Raw genomic sequence first — 26,162 nt, forward strand, 5'->3', positions numbered from 1 at the left:
ACTATAGCTCGTCCTGCGCCGCCTTCGCCTGCTTCAGCAGCGCGTCGGCGGCGATGATCTTGTCCTTCTCGGGATCATGGGCGATCGCTTCGAAATCCTTGGCGAGCGCGGCGCTGAAGGCCAGCGCCGCGATCTTCTCGCGAGGGTCGCTCGACCATTTGATGGCGATCTGCGCATCGCGGCCGCCGATCGCCGCGGCCAGTTCCGGCGACAGCGCCGCGGCGGGGTCGCGCTCCGAGAAGCGAATGTCGAAGCCGGCGTCCTCGCCGTCATAGGTGCAGGGCAGATAGCCCTCGACGGCGAAAGGCGCGTAGTCGTGATCCAGCGCGACGCCGATCTTGGTCGCGTCGATCGCCTTTTGATGCGCGGCGCGATCCGGCAATTTGCCGCGCTCGATATAGAGAATATGCCGTCTGGCCATGGAAGCATCCCGTTTCGCGCGCGTCTTTCGCGCGCACGCGCCAAGCAGGAAACATTCCAGCGATCCGCCTTCATCTGTGACGCCGCCACTGGTTCGCCACAGGCGCGGGCGATAGAATTGCGGCCATGATTCGCCCTTCTTTCCTTCCCCTCCTTCTCGCCGCCGGCCTCGGCCTCACTGTCGCGGCGCCGGCGCTCGCCAAAGAAAAGCCGGCGGCCGAGGATGCGGCCGCCGAACCCAAGGCCGATAAGAAGAAGCCCGCCAAATCGGAGGCGAAAAAGCCGGAGACGAAAAAGCCGGACGCCGCCAAAAAGCCCGCGGACGCGAAAAAGACCGCCGAGGCGAAGAAGCCCGCGGATGCGAAAAAGGCCGCCGCCGCGGACGAGTCCGAGGAGCCGGACGCCAAGCCCGCCAAGGACAAGAACGGCAAGCCTGTCAAAGGCGGCAAGGACCATGCCGGCAAGGACTCGGGCGGCAAGGACGCCAAGTCGGCGGGCAAGGAGAAGCCGGCCGAGAAAGAGAAGCCCGGCGCCAAGACGCCGACCGCCATCGGCTCCTATGGCGATTGGAACGCCATGACCGCGCATGGGCAGGGCAAGGACAAGACCTGCTATGCGCTCGCCGAGCCGAAAGATCGCCAGCCGGCGAAATTGCAGCGCGACAAGGCCTATGTCTTCATCTCGACGCGGCCCGGCGAAGGCGTGCGCAATGAGGTGGCGATCATCCTCGGCTTCGCGGCCAAGGATGGCGGCGCCGCCAGCGCCGACATCGACGGCGACAATTTCGAGCTCGTGACCAAAGGCTCCAACGCCTGGGTGAAGAATCCGGCGAAAGAGAAAGAATTCGTCGAGGCGTTGAAGAGCGGCACAAAGCTCGTCGTCAAGGCGCCCTCGGCCAAGGGCAATGTCACGACCGACAGCTATTCGCTGAAGGGCCTCTCGGACGCGCTCGGCCGCGTGCAAAAGGAATGCCCGTAGGCGAGCGCGACGGGGGCCCCCGGCGCCACGATCAGCGCGGCACTATCGATCCTTTGAGACGAACGCCATTGATAATGGGTTGTCGCGGCTTTAGGCTCGACGCGAAGCTCAAAATTCAACTTAGTTCTACAAGGTCGTCGTTATGGCCGCCAAGCGATTTGTGAGCGTTCAGGATCTTCGGAAGGACAACGAATTCTTTATAGCAGACAAGCTTCCTTGCTGCTTGAGCGCAGTCGGATACGTCGACAACAACTGGTCGGACAAAGAAATTGTAACTGCAGAGATACTGGACATCATGGCGCCACGAGTAGCGGCGACACACCTCAACGGACGTCCCGTGCTTTTTGCGCATAGTGGGTGGTTGGAAGACAACCGCATTACCCGTTACAAAAAACTTTGGAGACGTCTGGCGGATGCAGGCGTCGCCCTACCGAATGGCGTTCGCTCTGAAGAGGTTATGCGTAGCCGAGCGCATGAAATTTTGTTCAGCGGATTTATCGAGCTCGATAACCTTACCTCGAATGCGATACCTCGACTGCTGTTAGATCATAGCAGCTTCTTTTTCATGCACTGCGATCTCGATGAAATTAGAAATATTTTCAATCTGTTTTCGACGTCCAACACCGTCGACCCGCGCTCGGGATTGCTGAGCCAGAATGGTTGGCTCGTCGAGATACTGTGTCGTGGACAGGCGGGCATCCATCAACCCTACGCCTGGGTCGATGAGCGATACTCTGGCCTCGTCTACATCTTCAATCCAGAATATCTCGCTTATTGACGAGCCAGCGTCGCAAGAGCCGTCTTGCATCGGGATTGCTTCGCGACGCTTCGCAAAGCTCACTTCACGCCGACGACCATCGAATCGGGCCCCAGCAAATGCTCGACGCGCGTCTGCGAGAAGCCGGCCTCACGCATCCAGCCCTGGCAATCCGCGCCGGTGTAATCGAAGCCGCCGGGCGTTTCGATCAGCATGTTGAGGCTCATCAGCAGTCCGAAGGCGTTGGTCTTGCGCTCGTCGTCGATCAGCGCCTCATAGACGATGAGCGCCCCACCCTTCGGCAGCGCCTCATAGGCCTTGGCGAGCAGCAGGCGCTTCTCCTCGAGATTCCAATCGTGAAGAATATGCCCCATGACGATGACGTCGACCTTGGGCAGCGCATCTTTGAAGAAATCGCCCGAATAGAAGCGCAGTCGATCCGATAGGCCGTTCTGCGCGACGAAATCGTCGTAGATCGGCTGCACCTGCGGCAGATCGAAGCCGCCGCCGATAAGATGCGGATGCGCGCGCGCGACCGTGACGGGAACCATGCCCTGCGCGCAGCCGACATCGACGAAGCTCGCATAATCCTTCCACGGGAATTTCGCGGCGATGGCCTGCGCCGGACCGGCGCTTATGCCGCTCATCGCAGTAAGGAAGCCGCGCAGCTTTTGCGGATCGGCGTAGAGAGCGCCGAAAAAATCCCCGTCGGCGGCGTTCTCGCTCTGCGCGGCGCCGGTGCGCAACGCATCGGTGAGGCGGTTCCAGCTCGCGAACAAGCGCAGATTGGACATTTCCAATATCTGCCCGACATAGCTCGGCTTGGCGCGATCGAGGAAGAGATCCGTCTCCGCCGTGTTGCGATAGAGGCCGTTCTCGCGCTCGAGCATTCCGAGCGCCACCAGCGCATCGAAGAAATCGCGCGCCGAACGCTCATGCAGGCCGAGCCGGCCGCGCAGCGTTTCGGCGTCGGCCGGGCCTTCCGCCAGGACAGTGAACAGGCCGAGTTCGACCGCCGTGAGCAGGACTTTCGAATTCCAAAAGGCGAATCCGAGACCGAGGATTTTTTCCGGGGAGAGCTGGCTCATCTTTGTCCTCACAAACAGCGATCTTCGCGCGCGTCTCCTTCTTCCGCTTGCGGGAGAAGGTGGCCCGGCGTAGCCGGGTCGGATGAGGGCGGCGGCCGCGGTTCGCGGCGCTTCAAAAAATCTCTCTGAGATCGCGCTAGGCGGGCCGGGCCCTCATCCGACCCTCGCTGACGCGAGGGCCACCTTCTCCCACGAGTGGGAGAAGGGACCGCCCTACTTTCAAAATGACAGACTCGTCTTACCATTTGGCGCAGCGCCGGTCGACTTCGACCCTATTGCCCTGTGCGCGAAAACCATTCCTCTTCGCTGATGACCTCGACGCCGAGTTCCTTGGCCTTGGCGAGCTTGGAGCCGGCGCCCGGCCCCGCCACGACGAGATCGGTCTTCTTCGACACGGAGCCGGAAATTTTCGCGCCGAAGCGCTCGGCCTGCGCCTTGGCCTCATCGCGCGTCAGCCTCTCCAGCGCGCCGGTGAAGACCACCGTCATGCCGGCGACCGGCGAAGCGCTCTCGATCTGCGGCATGGGCTCCAGCGTCACATGCTGCAGCAGGGCGTCGATCTCGCGCTCATTGTGCGGCTCGGCGAAGAAATCATAGAGCGCCTCGGCGACGACCCCGCCAATGCCTTCGATCGCTTCGATGCGCTCGCGCGCCTCGCTTCCCGGCGCGGCCTCGCGCGCCGTGTCGCGCAGGCTGGCGAAATCGCCGAAATGGCGCGCGAGGCGCTTGGCGTTGGTCTCGCCGACATGGCGAATGCCGAGCGCGAAGAGGAAACGATTGATCGGCGCGCTGCGCCGCGCGTCGATCGCGGCGAAGAGATTGCGCACCGAGGTCTCGCCATAGCCCTCTCTGTTCTCGAGCTTGGTCAGGCTCGTTCGGTTTCGCTCTGCGAGAGTGAAAATCTCGGACGCCGTGCGAATGAGACCCTCCTCGAAGAAAGCCTCGATCTGCTTGTCGCCGAGCCCCTCAATATCCATGGCGTTGCGCGAGGCGAAATGCTTCAAGCGCTCGATCGCCTGCGCCGGACAGACCAGCGAGCCCGTGCAGCGGCGCACCACATCGGCGACTCCCTTCTCGTCGATCTCGCGCACCGCAGCCGAGCCGCAGGCCGGGCAGACATGCGGGAACTCGTAAGGCTTCGTCCCCTCCGGCCGCTTGTCCAGCACCACCTCGACGATCTGCGGAATGACGTCGCCGGCGCGCTGCACGACGACGGTGTCGCCGACGCGAATATCCTTGCGCGCGATCTCGTCCTCATTGTGCAGAGTGGCGTTGGAGACGACGACGCCGCCGACCGTCACCGGCTCCAGCCGCGCGATGGGCGTCAGCGCGCCGGTGCGGCCGACATTTATGTCTATGCCGCGCACAATGGTCTTCGCCTGTTCGGCGGGAAATTTATGCGCCACCGCCCAGCGCGGCGCGCGCGAGACGAAGCCCAAGCGAATTTGCAGGCCGATATCGTCCACCTTGTAGACGACGCCGTCTATGTCATAGCCGAGCGTGGCGCGGCGCGCTTCTATATCGCGGAAATGCGCGAGCATCTCATCGGCGCCGACGCAAATTTTGGTGAGCGGATTGGTCGGCAGGCCGAAGCTCGCCAGCGCCTGCACCATGCCATATTGCGTGTCGGCGGGCATGACGCTGACCTCGCCCCAACTATAGGCGAAGAAGCGCAAGGGCCGGCTCGCCGTCACCTTGGGATCGAGCTGGCGCAGCGAGCCGGCGGCGGAATTGCGCGGATTGGCGAAGAGCGGCTTATTCGCCGCCGCCTGTCTCTCATTGAGCGCGAAGAAATCCTCGCGCCGCATATAGACCTCGCCGCGCGCCTCCAGCACATCCGGCCAGCTCTCGCCATTGAGGCGCTGCGGGATTTCCTCGAGCGTGCGAATATTGGCGGTGATGTCCTCGCCCTCATAGCCGTCGCCGCGCGTCGCGGCATAGACGAGCGCGCCCTTCTCATAACGCAGCGAGCAGGAGAGGCCGTCGATTTTCGGCTCGGCGGTGAAGAAGAGCGGCGCCTCGTCGGAGAAGCCCAGAAAGCGCCGCACGCGCGCGACGAATTCATGGACATCCTCATCCGCGAAGACATTGCCGAGCGAGAGCATCGGCACGACATGTTTTATCTTGGCGAATTTCTCCGCCGGCGCGGCGCCGACCTTCTTGGTCAGCGAGGCGTCGGAAGCAAGCTCGGGAAAGGCTTTTTCCAAAGCCTCATAGCGCTGGCGCAGCGCGTCATATTCGGCGTCGCTGACCGCGGGGGAGTCTTCCTGATAATAGCGGCGGTCATATTCGGCGAGCTGTTCCGCGAGCCGCGAATATTCGAGCTTCGCCCGCCGCGGCGAGAGATCTTCGATCGGCGTTGGCTTTCTCTCGGCGCGTTTGCCCGAGGGGCGACCATCATCAGCGCTCATGATGACTTCCGAACTTGAAAACCAGCGCACGCGCCTTCTCCCACTCGTGGGAGAAGGTGGCCCTCGCGTCAGCGAGGGTCGGATGAGGGCTCGCGCCGCTTCCGCCGTTTACGATTATTTGCGCGATGACGCAAAGCGTATGGATATTCGAAAGGACCCTCATCCGACCCGACTTCGTCGGGCCGCCTTCTCCCACGAGCGGGAGAAGGAAGTAACGCCCCTGCCCTACGCCGCCTCGGGCGCGGCGCCCACCAGCCTGCGCGCCTCCATCGGGCTGATCGGGCGGCCGAAGGCGTAGCCCTGCGCATAGGCGCAGCCGAGCTGATAGAGCTCGATGGCGTCCGATTCCGTCTCGGCGCCCTCGGCGACGACATCCATGCCGAGATCATGCGCCAGCGAGATCAGCGAGCGCAGAATCACCGCGCGCGAGCCCTTGCCGGTCTGGCGCGTGAAGGAGCGGCCGATCTTGATCGTGTCGAAGGGGAAGCTCTGCAAATAGGCGAGCGAGGAATAGCCGGAGCCGAAATCGCTCATCGCGAGGCCGGCGCCCAGCTCCTTGATGCGGCCGAGCATTTGCGCGGCGTATTCGGGATTTTCCATCACCAGCCCTTCGCTCAGCTCGAGCTTGAGGCTGCCTTTGACGATGTCGTTGCGCATCAGCACGCTTTTGACGTCGCGCAACAGATCGTGCCGCAGCAATTGCCGCGAGCCTATGTTGACGCAGGCGAAGATCGGCGGATCGACGGCGAGCGCGCGCTGCCAGGCGGCGAGCTCGCGCGCGGTGCGCTCCAGCGCCAAAAGGCCGAAATCGACGACGAGGCCGGTCTGCTCGGCGACCTGGCTGAACTCGCTCGGATCGAGCTGGCCGAGGCGCGGATGGTCCCAGCGCAGCAGCGCCTCGAAGCCGGCGATGGTGCGATCCTCGAGCCGCACCACCGGCTGGAAGAACACCTTGATCTCGCCGCGCTCCAGCGCGCGGCGCAGATCGGCCTCCAGGGTCAGCCGGTCGGAGCGCTGCGCGCGCATCGCCGGGCGGAACACCTCTATGCGATTGCCGCCGAGCTTTTTGGCGTGGCGCAGCGCGATCTCGGCGTCCTCCAGCATCTCGTGCCGGTCGGGATGCAACTCCTTGTCGAAGAGCGCCACGCCGATCGACACCGACAGCGAAATCTCGCGATCGGTGAAGCGCACCGGCGTCGCCAGCGTCCGCCGCACCGAATCGGCCAGCGCGATCACATGGTCGGCGTTGGTCTCGGAGACGAGGATGATGGCGAAGCGATCGCCGTCGAGCCGCGCCAGAGTGTCCTGCTGCTGCAGGAGCCGGGTGAGGCGATGGGCGATGGTGAGCAGGATCGAATCGCCGGTGGCGACGCCGACCTGCTCGTTGATCTGGCGGAAACGGTCGATATCGACGGCGAGCACAGTGGGCCGCAGGCCGGCCTCGAGCCCGGCGAAGACCAGCGCCGCCTCCAGCCGGTCGAAGAACAGCTCGCGATTGGGCAGGCCGGTCAGATTGTCGTGGACGGCGTCATGCAGCAGCCGCTCCCTCGCGTTGCGCTCGTCGGTGACGTCGATGAGCGTGCCGACGACGCGGATCACCTCGCCATCCTGCCCGATGACCGGGCGCGCCCGCAGCCGGTAGCAGAAATAATGGCCGTCCGCGGCGCGCAGACGGAATTCCTGATTGATGCGCCCGCGCCGCTGCTCGAGCAGCGCGTCCAGGCAGGCGCGATAGCGGTCGTGCTCGAAAGGATGCAGCAGAGCGAGCCAGGAGGAGGCCGCTCCCTCGAGCCCGCCACGGTCGAGGCCGAGCTGCTCCTCCACCTCCGGGCTCACATAGATGTAGTCGGCCGGCACATCCCAGTCGAAGACGATCTCATTGGCCCCGGTCAGCGCCAGCGCCTTGCGCTCGGTGTCGGAGATCGCGCCATGGGCGAGGCCGCCACTGGCGAAGGCATTTTGCATAACGGTGAAGCCGATCAGCATCACGATCAGCACCAGGCCGCCGACCAGCGCCGGCGAGACGAGGTCATTGGTCAGCCAGCCGGCCACGGTGAAGCCCGCCGCGCAGACCCAGAGCAGCAGCAGAAACCATGTCGGAATCAGCATGATGGCGCGATCGAAGCCATGCGTCGCCAGATAGAGGACCAGCACGAAGCCGACCGCCGAGACCGTGGCCAGCGAGATGCGGGCGACGCCCGCCGCCACCGGCGCGTCGAAAATGGCGAGGCCGACGAGATCGGCGAGAATCAGCAGCCAGAGCGCGGCGACATGCCAGGCGCGCACATGCCAGCGGTTGAGGTTGAGATAGGCGAAGAGAAACACCACCAGCGTCGCCGACAGCACCGTCTCGGCGCCGGCGCGCCAAATGCGGTCGGCGTTGGGATCGACGCCGAAGATCTTGGCCCAAAAGCCGAAATCGATGCAGACATAGGCCAGCACCGACCAGGCGAGCGCCGCCGCCGCCGGAAAGATCACCGCGCCTTTGACGACGAAGACGATTGTGAGGAACAGCGCCAAAAGGCCCGCGATGCCGATGACGATGCCCTTGTACAGCGTGAGGCTCGTCACCTTGTCCTTGTAGGAGTCCGGCTCCCACAGATAGAGCTGCGGCAGATTGGGCGTGCGCAGCTCGGCGACATAGGTGATCGTCGTGCCGGGATCGAGGGTCAGGCGAAAAACATCGGCGTCCCCGCTTTCCTCATGTTCCGGCGGGAACCCCTGGCTCGCGGTGATGGCCGAAATGCGCGTCGCGCCGAGATCCGGCCAGATCACGCCGGAGCCCTGGAGCCGGAAATGCGGAGCGACGATCAGCCGCTCCAGCTGCTCATCCGTATCATTTGTGAGCGCGAAGACGATCCAGCTGGGGCGGGTGCCCGCTTCCTTGGCGCCCACCTCGATGCGTCGGATGATTCCATCGGAGCCGGGGGCGGTCGACACCTGGAGGCGGTCGCCCTCGGATGAATATTTCTCCACCGCATGGGTGAGGTCGATGGCGGAGGCGTCCTGCGGCACGCGCACGGAATCGATGGCGAGCGCCGGCGACCCGCAGAGGACGAGAAACAGGAGGGCGATCAGATATCTGGATAGCGGCACGAATCTCGTCTCTGGCGCGCAGGCCGAAAAAGTCCGAATGTCGCGAGGTGGACCGGTCGGCTTTCGGATTTCTTCTTGTCTGAATTTTGACTGGTACCGGCTAAGTCGTCGCTCTGCAAGCCGGTATGGTCTTTGCGTATCGCGAGCGGGCGAGCGGCCGCGCTTGCGGAGGCCGAACGGGGCCAATATACGCTGAAACAGGAACAGGGCAGAAATTTAGAAGTTCTCTAGATTTGGGAGATGCGTCCACGCAGAGCCCTCGTCTGGCGGCGACAGCCTGTCGAAACTAAGGAAACTGGATGCGTAGCGCTCTCGGCGGACCCCGCTTGCTGCTCCGCCGGCTTCGCGAGGTCATGGCGGAGCCGGTGAGCGCGCAGGCGCGGCTCGACAAGATCGTCGTGCTCATCGCGTCCAATATGGTGGCGGAAGTCTGCTCGGTCTATGTGCTGCGCGCCGATCAGCGGCTCGAGCTCTATGCGACCGAAGGCCTCAATCGCGAGGCGGTGCATCTCACCACAATGCACGCCGGCGAGGGCCTCGTCGGCCTCATCGCCAAAAGCGCCGAGCCACTGAACCTCTCCGAGGCGCAGGAGCATCCTTCCTTCTCGTACAAGCCGGAGACGGGCGAGGAGATCTACCACTCCTTCCTCGGCGTGCCGATATTGCGCGGCGGCAACACGCTCGGCGTGCTCGTCGTGCAGAACCGCGTGCGGCGCATCTATTCCGAGGAGGAGATAGAGGCGCTGCAGACGACGGCGATGCTGGTCGCCGAGATGATCGCCTCGGGCGAGCTGCGCTCCATCGCCAAGACGCCGGAGAGCTTCGCGCTCGACCGGCCGGTGGCGGTGAAGGGCGCGCCCATGTGCGAGGGCGTCGGGCTCGGCTACGCCGTGCTGCACGAGCCGCGCGTCGTCGTGAAGCAGCTCATCGCCGAGGATATCGCCGCGGAGATCCAGCGCGTCGATGCGGCGATCGAGGCGATGCGCCTCTCCATCGACGAATTGGTCGCCCATGGCGACCGCATGGGCGCCGGCGAGCATCGCGAGGTGCTGGAGGCGGTGCGCATCTTCGCCAATGACCGCGGCTGGGTGCGCCGGCTGCACGAGGCCGTGCGCAGCGGCCTGACGGCGGAGGCCGCGGTGGAGCGCGTGCAGAACGACGCCCGCGCCAAGCTGCAACGCCAGACCGACCCCTATCTGCGCGACCGGCTCCACGATCTCGACGATCTCGCCAATCGGCTGCTGCATCAGCTCACCGGGCAGAGCTATGTGGCCGAGCGCGAATCGATCCCCGAGAACGCCATTCTCATCGCCCGCAACATGGGGCCGGCGGCGCTGCTCGACTACGACCGCTCGCGGCTGCGTGCCCTGGTGCTGGAGGAAGGCGGCCCGGCGAGCCATGTCGGCATCGTCGCCCGCGCGCTCGGCATCGCGACGGTCGGCCTCGCCGCCAATGTGACCGATCTCGTCGAGGCGGGCGACGCCGTCATCGTCGACGGCGTGACCGGAGACGTCCACATCCGCCCGCCGCCGGATGTGCAGACAGCCTATGGCGAGAAGGCGCGGCTGCGCGCCCGCCGCATGGAGCAATACGCCAAGCTGCGCGACGTGCCCGCCGTCACCAAGGACGGCGTGGAGATCGCGCTGCATATGAACGCCGGCCTCATCGTCGACGTGCCGCATCTGCACGAGACCGGCGCACGCTCCATCGGCCTGTTCCGCACCGAGCTGCAATTCATGCTGGCGCCGCGCTTCCCGCGCATGAACGAGCAGTTCCTGCTCTACAAGGCGGTGTTCGACGCGGTGCAGGACCGCCCCGTCACCTTCCGCACGCTCGACATCGGCAGCGATAAAATCCTGCCCTATATGGCGACGATCGACGAGGAGAATCCGGCGCTCGGCTGGCGCGCGATCCGTATCGGCCTCGATCGGCCGGGCCTGCTGCGCATGCAGATCCGCGCCATGCTGAAAGCGGCCGGCGGACGCGATGTGCGCATCATGTTCCCGATGATCGCCAATGTCGCGGAGTTCGAGGCGGCCAAGGCGATCGCGCATCGCGAGCTCGCGCATCTTGAGCGCCACGGCCATGCGCCGCCGACCAATGTGCAGCTCGGCGCCATGGTCGAGGTGCCGTCGCTGCTGTGGGAGCTCGACACGATCGCCGCGCGCGCCGATTTTCTGTCGGTCGGCTCCAATGATCTGGTGCAATACATGTATGCGGCCGATCGCGACAACACGCGGGTCTCCAAGCGCTACGACACGCTCTCCACCCCCGTGCTGCGCGCGTTGGAGCGCATCGCCGCCGCGGGCAAGCGCGCCGGCAAGACGGTGACGCTGTGCGGAGAGATGGGCGGCCGTCCGCTGGAGGCGCTGGCGCTGCTCGCGCTCGGCTATCGCTCGCTGTCCATGTCGCCGTCGTCGATCGGACCGGTGAAGGCGATGATCCTCGCCGTCAATCTCGACGAGGCGGAGGTGTTCCTGGCCTCGCTGCTCGCCAGAGAGGACGGCGCGCCGAGCCTGCGCGAGACTTTGCGCGAATTCGCCGCCGCCCGCGATATTCCGGTTTGAGCATGGGCCGATTCGAACGCGGAAACGCCCCCTCCCTCACCCTCCCCCGCTACGCGGGAGAGGGAATGGCCGGCGCTGCGCGAAATCTCGATGACGCGCGCAGTCTGCTCCCTCTCCCGCGTAGCGGGGGAGGGTTGGGGAGGGGGCCGGCCCCGCACAGCGATGAAAAGCCGAGGGGGCGCGCGAAAGACCGGGGCCGCTAGCGACGCTCGCGCCTCGCTCCACGCCATCCCCTACCCTCTCGCTCGGCTCGCCCCATGTTCGCCCAAGACAAGCTCGACCTCATTCTGCGTCGTCACGAGGAGATCGCCGACAGGCTCAGCTCCGGGCCGGACGCCGCGAGCTTCGTCGCGCTCTCGCGCGAGCTCGCCTCGCTCGACGATGTCGTCGCCAAGATCAAAATCTATCGCGCGACGCTGGCCGAGATCGCCGGCGCCGGCGAGATGCTCGCCGATCCGGCGATCGATCCGGCCATGCGCGAGTTCGTCGAAGGCGAGCTCGATGTCGCGCAGGAAGCGCTGACCAGCGCCGAGCATGAGCTGAAGCTCGCTCTGCTGCCGAAAGATTCCGCCGACGAGAAGGGCGTCATCCTCGAGGTGCGCGCCGGCACCGGCGGCGATGAGGCCGCGCTCTTCGCTGGCGATCTCTTCCGCGCCTATCAGCGCTACGCCGGCGTCAAAGGCTGGAGCGTCGACATTCTCTCCGCCAGCGAAGGCGCGCTCGGCGGCTATAAGGAAATCGTCGCCGAGATCGCCGGCCGTGGCGTCTATGCGAAATTAAAGTTCGAATCCGGCGTGCATCGCGTGCAGCGCGTGCCGGCGACGGAGACGCAGGGACGCATTCACACATCGGCGGCGACGGTCGCCGTGCTGCCGCAGGCCCAGGATGTCGACGTCGCCATAGACGACAAGGACCTCAACATAGAGACGATGCGCTCCGGCGGCGCCGGCGGCCAGCATGTCAACAAGACCGAATCGGCGATCCGCATCACGCATATTCCATCCGGCATCGTCGTGATGATGCAGGAGGAGCGCTCGCAGCATCGCAACAAGGCCAAGGCGATGGAGGTGCTGCGCTCGCGGCTCTATGACGCAGAACGCCAGCGCCTCGACAATGCGCGCGCCGCCGACCGCAAGGCGCAGGTCGGCTCGGGCGATCGCTCGGAGCGCATCCGCACCTATAATTTTCCGCAAGGGCGCGTCACCGACCATCGCATCAATCTGACGCTCTACAAGCTCGATCGCGTGATGGAAGGCGAGATGGACGAGATTTTCGACGCGCTGACGACGGATCATCAGGCGAAGCTGCTCGCGCAGAGCGAGGAGTGATAGCCGCGCTTTTGGGCGTATAATCGTCTTTCAGCATTCCCCCTCGGCCCGGAAGTCAAATCATGCCGGTCAAATGGAAGGAATTGCACGAGGCCTCCCAATCCGTCAGCGCCGACGGAGCCGGCCCGGAGGTTTTTCTCTGCCGAGAGACGGGCCGGATCTATTGGCGAACCGACCTCGACGAAGATCTCGAGGAATTGCCCGACGATATCGAGGACGACGAGAAATATCTCGAGCTTCCGAGCCCGAATGCGCTCGGTCTCGGCAAGCCGCTCGCGCTCGAATTCACGCGCCTATTTCTAGCGGATGGCTTCGACGACGTTCGGGAAATTTTTATGCGGAAGGGCGCGTTCTCGCGTTTCAAGAACTTCCTCGAGCGACGCGATGCGCTCGACGCTTGGTATGACTTCGAGGCGAAAGCCCAGGAAGCGGCGCTGCGGGAGTGGTGCGATCACAATGAGATCGAGGTGATCGACGACTGACGCCGACGACGGTCTCGTGCGAAGGCGCACATCCATGGCGCTCGGCGCTTCGTAAGTTCGGGACGTTCACGAGAGACGTGAACGACACCGAGCCACGGAGCGCAAAAATGTCCAAGAAATTCCTCGCCGCCGGCCTGCTGGCCGCCACTCTCGCCGCCTCGACCTTCACCGCCTCCACCGCCCAGGCGGATCCCTATTGGCGTCACGGTCATCACGGCCACTATTGGGGCGGCGTCGCCGCGGCGGGCGCGCTGACCGCGCTGACTCTCGGCGCCATCGCCGCCTCCGAGGCGCCCAGCAATTGCTACATCGCCCGCCGCCCGGTGACCGACGATTGGGGCAATGTCCTCTACTTCCGCCACATGCGCGTCTGCGAGTGAGCCAGCGCGGATGAGCGAGCCCGAAAAGGCGCGGCCCTTCGATCTCGAAGCGGCCGCGCCTCTCGACCGGAAAGATTCTAGCGCGCCCTCTCTCCCGCCCGCTCGCTCAAGCGGCGATAGAGCGTGCTGCGATGCACGCCGAGAATGCGCGCCGCCTTGCTGAAATTGCCGTCGCAAGCGTCGAGCGCCGCGCGCATCGCCGACAGCTCGGCGTCGCGCAGGCGGTGCTCCGCGAGCCGCGCGGAGGGCGGCTCGAAGCAGATGTCCTGCAGCTCCCAGGGACAATCGGTCGGCCGCGCGCGGCAGACGCCGGGCGTGTTGGCGAGGCCATAATAGCGCCGTCCGTCGGTCCCGATGATCTCCCCCATTTGCGGCCCGGCTCGCAGCGGCTCGAACAGCTCCTCCAATCGCGCGACATCGAGCGCGCACCAATCGCGCTGCACGAAGGAGAGGCCGCGGCGATTGGCGGCGATGAGGCGCTTGTCCTCGTCGAAAGCGAGCAGGCCCTCGCGCGGCGCGCCGACGACGGCCGGATCAGTGTGGAAGCGCAGCAAGGTGGCCGCCGCGAAAGCGCCGCCGCCGAAGAAGCGATGCTCGATCTGCTCCGCCGCGAAGCGCACCAGCCCCAGCGCATGCACGCGCTGCACGGCGGCGTGAGCGGCGAGCGCCAGCGCGCCGACGACGACGCCGCGCGGATCGACGATGGGCGCCGCCGCGCCGCTCAAAATATTGTGGCTCTCGTAGAAATGCTCGCCGCCATGCACTGCCATGGCCCGCCGCTCGGCCAGCGCGGCGCCGATGGCGTTGGTGCCGGCGGCCGCCTCGCTCCAGAGCGCGCCCGGCTTCAGCGCGATTTCCGCCGCTTGGCCGGCGAAGCCGATATCGCCGATGGCGTCGACCACCATGCCCTGGGCGTCGGCGAGAATGACGATCGCGCCCGTCTCATGCGCCTCGGCGTTCAGCGCGTCGAGCTCGGGCCGGCACAAGCGCCGCAACCGCTCGTGCCGCGCGAGAAACATCTGCAGCTCGCTCCGCTCGAGCGGCGCGACGCGCGACGGCCGGGCGGCGTCGAGGCCGAGCTCGGCGCAGCGCAGCCAAGAGCGCAGGATCGGCTGTTTCAGCTCGACTGTCGGCAGCTCGCCGCGGCCGAAGAATTTATCACGCGCCGCCTCCGTCAGGCTGGCGGAATAGAGGGGCATTTGAGACGCCTTTTCACGGCCGCCCGATCACGCGGCGGCGGCGGCCGAACCGTCGCCGGGCCGACCGCCGCCTTTTATTATGAGAGCCCGCCCGCTTTGTGCACCGCACAAATTGTCGCAGGCAGATCCGCTATCCCCGCGATCAGAAAGAGAAAATCGTTCCCGCGACGAGCGCGTTGGTCCTCACCCCCTGCCCCAGCAGATTATGCGAGACCGAGCGTATGAACTCGCTCTGGAAGGTGACCCAATCGGTGAAGCGATATTTCACGAAGCCGATCGTCGAGGCGTTTGCGGAGACGAGCGCGCCATCGCCGAGCCGTCCGGGATAATCGGCGAGATTGGCGTCGAGATAGCTGACGCCATAGCTGCCGCCGAAGGTCAGGCGCTCGAAGAGCGTGTAGCCGGCCTGCGCGTAATAGCCGGAGGATTTGCGCCGCTCGCCGTCATAGCCGACGCCGTCGAAATAGAGCCCCGTCGTGCCGAGGCCGACGCCCTTATAGCCGTAGCCGACCAGAGTCACCGGACCGACGTCGAGCCGCCCGCCCGCGTCTATCGCCATGGAGCGCACGCCGGCGCCGCGCGGCAGCAGAATGGCGTCGCCGGATTCGACGCGATGCCGCTGGGTGAGGCCGGAGGTCCACAGGGTGAGCTTCATCCCCGGCGCGAGTTCGCCGACATATTTGACGCGCGCCTGAAAGCCCGGCTGGTCATGCCCGGTCATGACGCCCGAATAGGGAAGCACGCCGGCCGCCGACACATAGGAGCCGGCGTTGTCGAATTGCTGATAGGGCGAGAAGGCGCCGACCGAGACGGTGACGCCATGGAAATCCGGCGTCGTATAGGTGAGCTGCGGAATCCAATCCGCATAGACATAGCCGAAGCCGATGCGGCCGAGGCTGGTGTTGGAGGGGCTGGCGTTGGCGGCGATGGTGCCGGCGCCGAACAGCGTGAAATCGTTGAGAATGGCGTCTGCGGCGAAGAGGCCGAGATCGCGGCCGACCTTCAGCGAGCCCAAATCCGGCGAGCTGATCTCGCCGAACACCTGGCGCAGATCGACGCCCGGCGTGCCGAGCGCCACCGAGGCGCCGGAGCTGTTGCCGTTGAGCAGGCCGACGCGAATATTATTGCCGCCGGCGTAGAGGCCGAGCGAGAAAGAGACCTTATAGCCCTCCTGCTCGGTCGAGAGATTGAGCGCCAGAGCGCTCGGCAGCAGGCCGGAGCGAATGGCGGAGGAATTATTATAGAGGCTGCCGCCGCCGAGCCCGCCGGCGATGCTCGCCGTTCCGGCCTGCTTGAATTGCTCGGTCGCGAAAAAGGCGAGCTGGCCCGAGATGCGAACGTCGACCGCGCCGACGCGCGCGCCGATCCCTTTGTCGAGCCGCGTGATGTAGCGATCCGAAGGCGTCGCGACCGGCTGCGCGGCATGACTCGCGACAGCCGCGCGGGCCGGCGCGGCGATCTCGGCCGCATGGCGCGCCTTGAGCTTGCGATATTCGCCCTTGGTGAGAATTCCCTTGGCCTTCAGCTGGTCGAGCAGCTGGTCGGTGGTGTCGGCGCGCGCCGCTCCAGTACAGATCGTAATAAAGGCAAGTCCTGCCGCCATCACATTCGCCGCATCGAGCCGCATTGGGCGCGGAGCGGCCGCATCGCCGGTTCCTGTCATTGGCGTTTCCGTTTTTTTTCTTGAAAAGTCCCGGCCGCCCTTCGAAGAGACGGCCGGGAAAGTTTTAGGGAGGATTGAGTGAGCCGCTCGTCATCGACCCAGCGGCGCGGGCCTCTTTCCCTGGGAAGGAAAGTCCGGTGACGGCGCGACCGGGCGCCGCCGCTCGCAAGAGCAGCGCGACGAGATCGGACCGAAATTGTGGGGGAGGCTGCGGCATGACCGCCATTCACAAAGGAAAGGCGTGTCGAAATGCGGCAGATGAACGATCGAGCTCTTTCGATCAGCTAATGTGTCGTCTCGACTTCAAGCACATCTCCCGATCTATGCTCGCCTCGCAAGAGGAGAGCGTCGTATTTCTCGGGATGATTAGGCGCGATGCGGCGCACAATGGCAATTAGAACCGCTCGAAATCGCCTCAGAATTGTCACGCTATCGGCTTTGTAGCGGAAACGACTGACGCAGCCTGCGACAGTCGCGCTCTATTCGATGCAAAATGCGACAGCGCGACAATATGCGCGGCGCAGGGGACGCGGCACGATGTCGCGCACCCCACGCTAAAACAACGGACTATGGAAACATATTGCGCCGCAGCGCAGGCCGGCTCAATGGCGGAAGTGACGCACGCCGGTCAGCACCATGGCGAGGCCGGCCTCGTCGGCCGCGGCGATGACGTCCTTGTCATTGACCGAGCCGCCCGGCTGAATGACCGCCGTCGCGCCGGCCGAGGCCGCCGCCAGCAGCCCGTCCGGGAAGGGGAAGAAAGCGTCGGACGCGACCACCGAGCCGACCGCGAAGCTCTCGCGCACGCCGGCCTCGCGCGCCGCCTCCTCCGCCTTGAAAGCCGCCGTGCGCGAGGAGTCGACGCGCGACATCTGACCCGCTCCGACGCCCACCGTCGCGAGATCGCGCGCATAGACGATGGCGTTGGACTTCACATGCTTGGCGACGCGGAAGGCGAATTTCAAATCCGCCAGTTCCTTCTCGCTCGGCGCGCGCTTCGTCGCCACGGAAAGCGTCAGATCATCGACGACGCTATTGTCGCGCGACTGCGCCAAAAAGCCCCCCGCGACGCTGCGGAAGGTGAGCCCGCCCGCGCGCGGATCGGGCAGGCCGCCGGCGAGCAGAAGGCGCAAATTCTTCCTCGCGGCGATGATGGAGATCGCCTCCTCGTCCGCATCCGGCGCGATGATGACCTCGGTGAATATCTTCACGATCTCGCTCGCCGCCTCGGCGTCGAGCTTGCGATTGAGCGCGACAATACCGCCGAAGGCCGAGACGGAATCGCAACGCAACGCCTTGCGATAGGCCTCGGCGAGGCTCGCGCCCTCGGCGACGCCGCAAGGATTGGAATGCTTGATGATGGCCACCGCCGCCGTGCGCGCGGGATCGAACTCCGCGACGAGCTCATAAGCCGCGTCGGTGTCGTTGACATTATTGTAGGAGAGCTGCTTGCCCTGGGCCTGCTTGGCCGTGGCGACGCCGAAGCGCTTTTCTCCCGTCAGATAGAAGCCGGCGCTCTGATGCGGATTCTCGCCATAGCGCATGGGCTCGGACAAATGGCCGCCGATGGCGCGCCAGGGCGGGGTCGCCTCGCCGAGCGCGCCGGCCAGCCAGTTGGAGATCGCCGCATCATAGGCCGCCGTGCGGGCGTAGGCCTTTTGCGCGAGGCGCCGGCGCGTCGCCAGAGTGGCGGCGCCGGAATTGGCGGAAAGCTCGGCCAGAAACCCATCATAATCGGCGGGCTCGACCAGCACGGCGACATCGTCGTGATTCTTGGCGGCGGCGCGGATCATCGCCGGCCCGCCAATGTCGATATTCTCGACGCACGTCTCGAAGGGCGCGCCTTTGGCCAGCGTCGCCTCGAAGGGATAGAGATTGACGACGAGCAGATCGATCTGCGGAATGTCATGAGCGAGCATGGCCGCCTCATGCTCGGGATTCTCGCGGATCGCCAGCAGGCCGCCATGCACCTTGGGATGCAGAGTCTTGAGGCGCCCGTCCATCATCTCGGGAAAGCCGGTGACGTCGGCAATATCGCGCACCGCGAGGCCTGCATCGGCGAGCGCCTTGCGCGTGCCGCCGGTGGAGATCAGCTCGACGCCCAGCCCAGCGAGAGCCGTCGCCAGCTCGACGAGCCCCGTCTTGTCGGAGACGGACAGCAGAGCTCTCGTGATACGGCGCAGATCGACCGGCATTCAGGTCCCTCTTGGTGGAGCGAAGACGTCGCGGGGAAAGGATATCGCCCGGCGCTTAGCATAGATCGCCGGGGGGAGAAACCAACTGGGCGCCGACGAGATCGCCAGCGGGACGCACCGAGCTGTAGAACGGACGCCGAAAGGACCGCTTTCAACCCTCGTTTTTCGACGGCCGCCGTCCTGGCCGGGCTTGTCCCGGCCACCCACGCCTTGCAAACTGCGGCATGGCTGGAGGGTGGGTCTACATCATGACCAACCGACCAAACGGAACGCTCTACACCGGCGTGACGAACGATCTCTCGCGCCGAGCCTTCGAGCATCGTGAAGGGCTCTTCGAGGGGTTTACGAGACGCTATGGCTTGACGCGGCTCGTCTGGTACGAACGCTTCGAGGATATTCGCGACGCAATTCAGCGCGAGCGGAATATGAAGCACTGGCGTCGCGCTTGGAAGGCCAAGCTGATCCTCGACATGAATCCCGATTGGCGCGATCTCCTCGAGGAACTCGCCCGATAGCGCGGAAGCGACGCGGCGTGGATTGCATGATCGCATCGTCTCTTGCGAGACTTGGACGCCGGCGGTCCCTCGGGGCGTGGATTGGTCTTTGCGACCGTGGCCATCTTGAAACCGCCAGCGTCTCGGTCGCTCACCCCTCCTCCACCCGCGAAAACGACCACCGCAAATGCGCGTCCTTCACGCCGCGGCCGTCCACCACCAGCTGCGCGCTCTTGCGCGCTGTGGCCGGGCCGGCGAAGAAGACGCTCTCTTCCACGCTCACATCGGCGTTGGCCTCGAAGACGAGATCGACGCCGAGGCTGCGCAGCAGCACCTTGCGGTTGCCGGCCGCGCTCGCCTGCACATTGGGATGCAGATGGAAGCGCAGCACGAAATTCTCGGCGCGCGCGCCGTGGCGCAGCGCGATGAGCCTGTCGTCGCCGAGCAGCTGCGAGCCGTCATGGGCCAGCGCCAGCCGGCGCTCGTGCAATAGGCCGAGCTCGCGCGCATAGCCGTCATGCGAAAGCTCGAGCTCATGGCTCGTGTCGGTGGCGCGGCGCGACGCCTTCACTTGCGCGGGACCGGCGACGATGCGCTCCTCCGGCCGGCCGCGCCCCGGCCGCGCCTCTATGCGGCAGGAGGAGCGATCCTCGACGACGAGGGTGGAATGCGCCGCCGTCGAGCGCGCGACGCGGCGCAGCGCGTCGGAGCCGGCGGGCGGCGCGCCGCAATTGACGACGATGCGCTCGGCGCCGATCGAAAATTCAAAGGAGAGGCAGCCGGCGTGGGCCGCGCCGGAGAAGACCAGCGGCGGCGGCGCGCCGGCGTCGATGACGACCGCGGCCGCGCCCGCCTGCAGCCGCCGATAGCCCGAATGCGGCGCGTCGAGAATGGGCGCGCCGCCGGAGTCGGCATGAGCGAGGATCGTCGCCAGACGATCCGGCGGCGCGCGGCCCATTCCGTTGAACAGCGCCAGCGAGCCGTCGCCATGCTTCAGCACGCGCAGAAAGGAGATCATCGCCGCGATGGAGGCGGTGAGCCGCTCCGGCGGCCGGCGCCCGCGCGCGGCATAGGCCTGGCGCAGCGGCAAGAGATCGAGCAGCAGCTCCACCGGCGTATCGGGATTGCGGCCGATATGGCCGCCGTCCGGCAGAATTTGGCGGAACAGCTCGGCGTCCAGCAGAGCGGTGGCGCGCGTCTCGAATTTGCGGCCGGCGTCGGCGCAGACGCCGAATGCGGCGAGCGCCACGGCGCAGAGCAGCCGATCCGAGGCGCGCCGCTCCGAGCCCATGGCGCGCAGCAGAAAGCGAATATTGCGCGCCAGCGCGCGCATGAAACGCTCGTAGAAATCTTGATCGGCGCCCTCGAGCAGAATCGGCGATTGCGCCAGAAAAGACAGCGTGCGGCGCGCGACGATACGCGGCTCATAGGCGGGATCGTCCACGAAATCGGTGCGCGTGCGCAAAAATTCGTCGACCAGCGCGCGAGCGTTGGCGCGCGCGAGCGCGCGATCGGCGGCGCGCAAATGCCGCAGCCAGGAGAAGCCGGCGAGCGAGCGCCGCCAGGCGACGGAGGGCGGCGCGATGGAGAAGGGCGAGCGCCCATTGGTCTCGACGACCTTGCCGTCGAAAGAAAAATAGCCGGCGTAGATTTCATCCGCGACAGTGGGATCGGCGGTGCGAATGTCCTGCGGCGCCACATAGAGCCGCTCCGGCGCGCGAACGCCCATGGCCTGCACGGCGTAATAAGGCCCGCGCACCGCGCGCGCGAATGTGGCGACGCCGCGCGCGGCGGCGTTCGCCAATCGCTGTCCAGAGCCTTTGGCCGTCTCGCTCAGAGCGTCCTCCTCGCGCTCCGCGATTTCGAGCGGAGCGAAGCGAATCATGAATGGGATGACACGAAACGCAAAAGCGGGAAAGCGACAGATGCGATCCCCCGCCTTACGTCAGTCGCGCCGCACGAGCCGCGCGGCGAAGAAGCCGTCGAGACCGGCGAGGCGCGCGTCCTCATTCGGCCAATAGGACGGCAGCGTGCGCAAATCGCCGTCCGGCGTCACGAATTCCGCCGGCACGCGATCGGCCGCGGCGTCGATGGGCGCGCGGCGCATTTCGGGATGACGGCGCAGAAAGCTCGCGATCTGCGCTTCGCCCTCCTCCGGCTCCAGCGAGCAGGTGCAATAGACGAGGCGCCCGCCCGGCCGCAGCAGAGCGGCGGCGCGCTCCAATATGCGCGATTGCAGCGCGACGAGGGAATCGAGATCGCCGGGCTTTTTGATCCAGGGCACGTCGGGATGACGGCGAACCGTCCCCGTCGCCGAGCAGGGCGCATCGAGCAGAATGGCGTCGAAGGGACGCGCGGCGGCATAAGAGGCGGCGTCGCCCACCGCTATGTCTGCGTGCAGGCGAACGCGCTGCAGATTGGCGGCGAGCAGCTTCAGCCGCTCGGCGGAGCGATCGAGCGCCGTCACCTGCGCGCGGGCGAGAGCGAGCTGCGCGGTCTTGCCGCCGGGCGCAGCGCACATGTCGAGCACGCGCTCCTCCGGCTCGACGGCGAGCAGCCGCGCCGGCAGAGCGGCGGCGGCGTCCTGCACCCACCATTCGCCCTCCGCATAAGCGTCGAGCTCGACGATCGGCGTGCGCGCGCGCAGCCGCACCGAGCCGGTCGGCAGAACAATGCCATCGAGGCGCTGCGCCCAGCCTTCGGCGTCCGATTTCACCGTGAGGTCGATCGGCGGCTCTTGCATATGCATGGCGGCGATGGCGCGCGCCTGCGCCTCGCCGAAGGATTTGATCCAGCGCTGCGCGAGCCAGGCGGGCGTGTCGAGATCGAGCGGATCGGCGCCGAGAAACTCCTCGCGCCGGCGGATGAGATTGCGCAGCACGCCATTCACCAAGCCCGCGAAGGGCGCGGTCTTCGGCTCGAGCCGGACCGCGCGCACGGCGAGATCGACGGCGGCGTGATCGGGAACGTCGAGAAAGAGGATTTGCGCCGCCGCGGCGACGAGCGGCCATTCGAGCCGCGCGGCCTGCTTGGGCAGGCCCTTCTCCAGCAGAGCCGCGAGCGCATGGCGAATGGCGCCGAGCCGGCGAACGCCCACATAGGCGATGGAGCGCGCGAGCGCTATGTCGCGCGGCTCCATTCCCGCGAGCCGGTACGGAACCGCCTGCGGAGAAAAACGTTCGTCCAGCCGGTGGCCGCCTTGCGCGACATCGGCGATCACATTGGCCGCGGCGATGCGCGCCTGCAGCCCCGGCACTTGAGCGGCCTCGGCCTCGCGCGCGGCGTCCGCCGGAAGGAAGCCGGCCCGCGCCTTGGCCTTGGCGGAGAAAGGTCTATTGTCTCGCATTCACACCTTCGACGCGGATCGAATCGTCGTTTATATCACATACGGAGCTGACCTGAGGCGAGCGCCGATCGCGCGCCCGAGAACCAGCTTGTCGGGAGAGTTTCCCGGGCCAGTTTCCCGGGAGCGTCGCGTTCCGAGGAGGATGAATGGACGAAGCTGAGACACGATCGGAACGCGCCGCGGCCGAGCGGACCCTGCCGCCGGAAGCGCAGCGCGCGCTGGCGGAAGCCGAGGAGCGCCGCGCGCGCGCGAGCCGAACTCGCGCCGCGCCACAGCGCGAGCTCGGCGGCCGCGGCGGGCTCGACCCCGCTCGCTACGGCGACTGGGAGACCAAAGGAATAGCCAGCGACTTCTGAACGCCAGGCCCGAGCCCATGCTCGCGGCGGGCGTGACGAGCGCCGCCCACGGCGCTCCGCACAATTCGAGGACCCTTGATGTTGGAAAAGCTCGTGGCCTGGTGTCTGCGGCGGCCTTGGACGGTCGTCATTGTCACGCTCGCGCTCACCGCCGCCGGCGCCTATGTGACCGCCACGCGTTTCGCCATCGACACGGATACGGCGCATCTCTTCTCGCCCGAGGTTCCCTGGCGCGCCAATGAGTCGCGCCTCTACAAAGCTTTTCCGCAGATCGACGACATCATCGTGGCGGTCATCGACGCCAAGACCAGCGAACAGGCGGAAAAAAGCGCCAATGAGCTGCGCGACGCGCTGACCGGCAAGCCGCTGATGTCCCGCGTCTGGCGCCCGGACGACAATAAATATTTTCGCGACAATGGCGTTCTCTTCCTCGGCGTCGACGAGATTCGCCGCGACATGAATTCTCTCGTCGCGCAGCGCGAGTTTCTGCAGCCGCTGGCGGAGGACCCCAGCCTGCGCGGCCTGTCGGACGCTCTGCTGTTCGGCCTGAAGCAGGTCGCGGCGAGCGAGCGCGGCCTCGCCTCCTTCGCCAAGGGCCTCGACAATTTCACCGACGCTTTCGACGCCGTGCTCGCCGGCAAGCCGGCCAAGGTCTCCTGGGAGAAGCTGCTGGCCGGCGGCCGCGAGCCGGAGACGCCCTCGGTCGGCCCCAGCGCGGAGCCGCGCCGCATCGTGCTCATCAAGCCGATCATCGACTATTCGGCGCTCGAGCCCGGCCATGATGCGGTGCAGATCATCCGCGACACGGCGAAATCGCTCGGCCTCGTCCCGGACAAGGGCGTGAGCGTGCGGCTGACCGGCCAAGTGCCGCTGGCGGATGAGGAATTCGCCACCGTCGCCGAGAACACCGGGCTCAATGTCTCGGCCACGCTGGCGGTGGTGACGCTCATCCTGTGGGCGGCGCTGCGCTCCAAGCGGCTCATCTTCGCCGTGCTGGTGACGATCATCGCCGGCCTCGCCATGACCTCGGGCCTCGGCATAGCGCTGATCGGCCGCTTCAATCTCATCTCGGTCGCCTTCGCGGTTCTGTTCATCGGCCTCGGCGTCGATTTCGGCATTCAATTCGCCACGCGCTATCGCGAGGAGCGCCACAATGTCGACGATCTGCCGCAAGCTCTGCTGGCGGCGACGCGCGGCATCGGCTGGTCGCTGACGCTCGCCGCCGTCTCGCTGCTCGCCGGCTTCTTCTGCTTTCTGCCGACCGAATTTCGCGGCGTCGCCGAGCTCGGCCTCATCGCCGGCCTCGGCATGATCATCGCCTATCTGGCGACGCTCACCTTCCTGCCGGCGCTGATCCGCATTCTCGGCCCCAAGGCGGAGACGGCGCCGGTGGAGACCGCCTCGCTGGCCGCCGTCGATCATTGGATCGCCCGGCATCGCGTGCTGGTGCTGGTCGCCACGGCGGTGGTGACGCTCGCCGGCGCGCCCTTCCTGCTGCATCTGCGCTTCGACTCCAATCCGATGAATCTGCGCGACCAGACGGTCGAATCGGTCGCGACCTTCCTCGATCTCTCCAAAAATCCGCAGACGGCGCCCAATAAGATCGAGGCGCTGGCGCCGTCCCTGCCGGCGGCGCGCGAGCTCGCCAAAAGGATCGCCGCTCTGCCGGAGGTCGATCATGTGACGACGATCGACCAGCTGATTCCCGCCGATCAGGACGAGAAGCTGCCGCTGCTCGAGAACGCCGCCGCTCAGCTGCGCAAGGTTCTCGATCCGACGGTGAAGCCCGCGCCGAGCGACGAGGAGACAAAGAAAGCCCTCGCCCGCGCCGCCAAGACGATCCGCAAGGCCGGCAGCGCGCCCAAGGCGCCGGCCGGGCTCATCCGCTTCGCCGATTCTCTGGACGCGCTGGTCAAGGCCAGCCCGGAGATTCGCAAGGAGGCGCAGATCGCCGCCCTCTCCGATCTCGAGCGCCTGTTCGGCGAGCTGCGCAGAGCGCTCGCCGCGCAGAAGATCACGCCCGACTCGCTGCCCGAGGATCTGCGCTCGGAATGGATCGCCGCCGATGGCGCGGTGCGCATAGAGGTGACGCCCAAGGGCGACAGCAATGATCGCGAGGTGATGACGCGCTTCGCCGAGGCGGTGCAGACGCTCGCCCCGGACGCCGGCGGTCCGCCCGTCATCGTCGCCGAGGCCGGCAAGACCGTCGTCGACGCCTTTCTGCAGGCCGGCGTGCTCGCCTTCGTGGCCATATTCCTGATTCTCGTCGTCGCGCTGCGGCGGGCGAGCGATGTCGCGCTCACGCTCGGCCCGCTGGTGCTCGCGGGAATCATGAGCCTCGAGGCGGCCGATCTGCTCGGCATGTCGCTCAACTTCGCCAATATCATCGCGCTGCCGCTGATGTTCGGCGTCGGCGTCGCCTTCCACATCTATTACGTCATCGCCTGGCGCAAGGGCGTCTCGGACATGCTCGCCTCGAGCCTGACGCGCGCCATATTCTTCAGCGCGCTCACCACGGGCACGGCCTTCGGCAGCCTGTTCCTGTCGAGCCATCCGGGAACGGCCAGCATGGGCGCGCTGCTCGCCATCTCGCTGTTCTTCACTCTGCTCGCCGCCTTCATCATCGTGCCGGCCTTCCTCGGCCCGCCACGGCTGGAGGAGGAGGCCGAGGCGATCGGCGGTCCGCAGGGCGCAGCGAGCGATTCGGCGCAGCCGGCTTCGCCTGTGCAGCCGCCGCGCGGCGTGATAGGCTCGGAGCCATGATGAAGAAGGCGGCTTTTTCCCTGCTTCTCGCCCTCGCTTCCGCGACTCCCGCGGCGGCGGCCCCTGCGGAGGCGGCGCCCGCCCCTGCCGAGCCGATCTATGGCGTATGGATTCGCGGCGGCCATCAGCAAAAGCTCGAATTCTTCGATTGCGACGGCAAGCTCTGCGCGCGCGGCGTGTTTCCGCCGCCTCCCCCCGGCCAGCAGCCCATGCTGATTCTGCGCCATGCGGCGCGGACCGAGGCCAATCGCTGGAAAGGCGACCTCTTCAATCCTGAGAACGGCAAAATCTATATCGGAATCATTACCTTGGACAGCCCGACGCAGCTCACGCTCACCGGCTGCCTGATCGCCTTCTTGTGTCAGAGCGAAAGCTGGAGCAAAGTGCCGGGCGAGCCGGCGCCTTCCCAAAAGACGCCGACGTCGCGGCGAAGAAATTAACAATCCGTAACTTGACCATAACGGCCCCGCCTCGCAGGGTCGAGCGCAGCCGCGGCGACGGAATCAGTTGTTTTCGGCGGCTCTTTCACGCGCCCTCGCGAGGCCGTTTTCGTGGGGTCGAGTGGAATCGGCGCTCTCGACCGAGAAGCGCCGGTGGAAAATTCACGCGCCCGCTTTGAAGGCGGCGCTCATTGGTCTA

General features: G+C 66.1%; 19 protein-coding genes. 10 read left to right on the plus strand and 9 right to left on the minus strand.

Annotated features, from left to right (window positions below; all coding sequences use genetic code 11):
- Nucleotide 1: 1 nt before the first annotated feature.
- Entirely contained in the window at nt 2-421 is a 420-nt protein-coding gene (locus tag METLW4_RS0110235; RefSeq protein WP_018266111.1) for a hypothetical protein, read from the minus strand.
- A gap of 125 nt (nt 422-546) precedes the next feature.
- On the opposite strand from METLW4_RS0110235, the gene METLW4_RS26450 reads away from it, so the two are divergent.
- Both METLW4_RS26450 and METLW4_RS27760 read left to right on the plus strand, forming a co-directional pair.
- On the plus strand, nt 547-1,398 hold the full coding sequence (locus tag METLW4_RS26450) for an invasion associated locus B family protein (RefSeq protein WP_018266112.1): 852 nt from the start codon (nt 547-549) through the stop codon (nt 1,396-1,398).
- A gap of 142 nt (nt 1,399-1,540) precedes the next feature.
- Entirely contained in the window at nt 1,541-2,176 is a 636-nt protein-coding gene (locus METLW4_RS27760) for a hypothetical protein (protein WP_157235050.1), read from the plus strand.
- A gap of 59 nt (nt 2,177-2,235) precedes the next feature.
- On the opposite strand, the gene METLW4_RS0110250 is transcribed toward METLW4_RS27760, so the two are convergent.
- From METLW4_RS0110250 to METLW4_RS0110260, 3 genes are all read right to left on the minus strand, one after another.
- Nucleotides 2,236-3,243 carry a methyltransferase gene (locus tag METLW4_RS0110250; RefSeq protein ID WP_018266114.1) on the minus strand — a complete coding sequence of 336 codons (1,008 nt, stop codon included), beginning with the start codon at nt 3,241-3,243 and terminating at the stop codon, nt 2,236-2,238.
- A gap of 272 nt (nt 3,244-3,515) precedes the next feature.
- Nucleotides 3,516-5,654 (minus strand): NAD-dependent DNA ligase LigA, encoded by a 2,139-nt coding sequence (ligA, locus tag METLW4_RS0110255; protein ID WP_018266115.1) that lies wholly within the window; start codon nt 5,652-5,654, stop codon nt 3,516-3,518.
- Between the two features lie 225 nt (nt 5,655-5,879).
- On the minus strand, nt 5,880-8,750 hold the full coding sequence (locus METLW4_RS0110260) for a sensor domain-containing phosphodiesterase (protein WP_018266116.1): 2,871 nt from the start codon (nt 8,748-8,750) through the stop codon (nt 5,880-5,882).
- A 299-nt stretch (nt 8,751-9,049) separates the two neighbouring features.
- On the opposite strand from METLW4_RS0110260, the gene ptsP reads away from it, so the two are divergent.
- From ptsP to METLW4_RS24595, 4 genes are all read left to right on the plus strand, one after another.
- Nucleotides 9,050-11,317, plus strand: coding sequence for a phosphoenolpyruvate--protein phosphotransferase (gene ptsP / locus METLW4_RS0110265; protein ID WP_018266117.1), 2,268 nt, complete (start codon nt 9,050-9,052; stop codon nt 11,315-11,317).
- Between the two features lie 257 nt (nt 11,318-11,574).
- Entirely contained in the window at nt 11,575-12,645 is a 1,071-nt protein-coding gene (gene prfA, locus METLW4_RS0110270) for a peptide chain release factor 1 (RefSeq protein ID WP_018266118.1), read from the plus strand.
- 62 nt (nt 12,646-12,707) lie between these two features.
- The gene (locus METLW4_RS0110275) at nt 12,708-13,127 is read left to right on the plus strand and encodes a hypothetical protein (RefSeq protein WP_018266119.1); all 420 of its coding nucleotides are present in this window, start codon (nt 12,708-12,710) and stop codon (nt 13,125-13,127) included.
- 107 nt (nt 13,128-13,234) lie between these two features.
- Entirely contained in the window at nt 13,235-13,507 is a 273-nt protein-coding gene (locus tag METLW4_RS24595; RefSeq protein WP_018266120.1) for a hypothetical protein, read from the plus strand.
- A 77-nt stretch (nt 13,508-13,584) separates the two neighbouring features.
- On the opposite strand, the gene METLW4_RS0110285 is transcribed toward METLW4_RS24595, so the two are convergent.
- The 3 genes from METLW4_RS0110285 to purH all read right to left on the minus strand — a co-directional run bounded on the left by METLW4_RS0110285 (nt 13,585) and on the right by purH (nt 18,564).
- Nucleotides 13,585-14,706 carry a helix-turn-helix domain-containing protein gene (locus METLW4_RS0110285; protein ID WP_018266121.1) on the minus strand — a complete coding sequence of 374 codons (1,122 nt, stop codon included), beginning with the start codon at nt 14,704-14,706 and terminating at the stop codon, nt 13,585-13,587.
- A gap of 142 nt (nt 14,707-14,848) precedes the next feature.
- Nucleotides 14,849-16,369 carry a porin gene (locus tag METLW4_RS0110290; RefSeq protein WP_245258430.1) on the minus strand — a complete coding sequence of 507 codons (1,521 nt, stop codon included), beginning with the start codon at nt 16,367-16,369 and terminating at the stop codon, nt 14,849-14,851.
- Between the two features lie 602 nt (nt 16,370-16,971).
- Nucleotides 16,972-18,564 (minus strand): bifunctional phosphoribosylaminoimidazolecarboxamide formyltransferase/IMP cyclohydrolase, encoded by a 1,593-nt coding sequence (gene purH, locus METLW4_RS0110300; RefSeq protein ID WP_018266124.1) that lies wholly within the window; start codon nt 18,562-18,564, stop codon nt 16,972-16,974.
- A 248-nt stretch (nt 18,565-18,812) separates the two neighbouring features.
- Between purH and METLW4_RS0110305 the strand changes: the two genes are divergently transcribed.
- On the plus strand, nt 18,813-19,079 hold the full coding sequence (locus METLW4_RS0110305; protein ID WP_018266125.1) for a GIY-YIG nuclease family protein: 267 nt from the start codon (nt 18,813-18,815) through the stop codon (nt 19,077-19,079).
- Nucleotides 19,080-19,209: 130 nt separating this feature from the next.
- Here METLW4_RS0110305 and METLW4_RS0110310 read toward each other — a convergent pair whose 3' ends face one another.
- Complete coding sequence (locus METLW4_RS0110310; protein ID WP_018266126.1) at nt 19,210-20,943, minus strand: heparinase II/III family protein; 1,734 nt, start codon at nt 20,941-20,943, stop codon at nt 19,210-19,212.
- A gap of 60 nt (nt 20,944-21,003) precedes the next feature.
- On the minus strand, nt 21,004-22,404 hold the full coding sequence (locus tag METLW4_RS0110315; protein WP_018266127.1) for an RsmB/NOP family class I SAM-dependent RNA methyltransferase: 1,401 nt from the start codon (nt 22,402-22,404) through the stop codon (nt 21,004-21,006).
- A 146-nt stretch (nt 22,405-22,550) separates the two neighbouring features.
- Between METLW4_RS0110315 and METLW4_RS0110320 the strand changes: the two genes are divergently transcribed.
- From METLW4_RS0110320 to METLW4_RS0110330, 3 genes are all read left to right on the plus strand, one after another.
- Nucleotides 22,551-22,760 carry a DUF1674 domain-containing protein gene (locus METLW4_RS0110320; protein ID WP_018266128.1) on the plus strand — a complete coding sequence of 70 codons (210 nt, stop codon included), beginning with the start codon at nt 22,551-22,553 and terminating at the stop codon, nt 22,758-22,760.
- A gap of 78 nt (nt 22,761-22,838) precedes the next feature.
- Nucleotides 22,839-25,523, plus strand: coding sequence for an MMPL family transporter (locus METLW4_RS0110325; RefSeq protein WP_018266129.1), 2,685 nt, complete (start codon nt 22,839-22,841; stop codon nt 25,521-25,523).
- Entirely contained in the window at nt 25,520-25,963 is a 444-nt protein-coding gene (locus METLW4_RS0110330) for a DUF2147 domain-containing protein (RefSeq protein ID WP_245258431.1), read from the plus strand. The genes METLW4_RS0110325 and METLW4_RS0110330 overlap by 4 nt, the downstream gene beginning before the upstream one ends.
- Nucleotides 25,964-26,162 lie beyond the last annotated feature (199 nt).

The organism is Methylosinus sp. LW4 (genome assembly GCF_000379125.1).
Taxonomy (GTDB): Bacteria; Pseudomonadota; Alphaproteobacteria; order Rhizobiales; family Beijerinckiaceae; genus Methylosinus.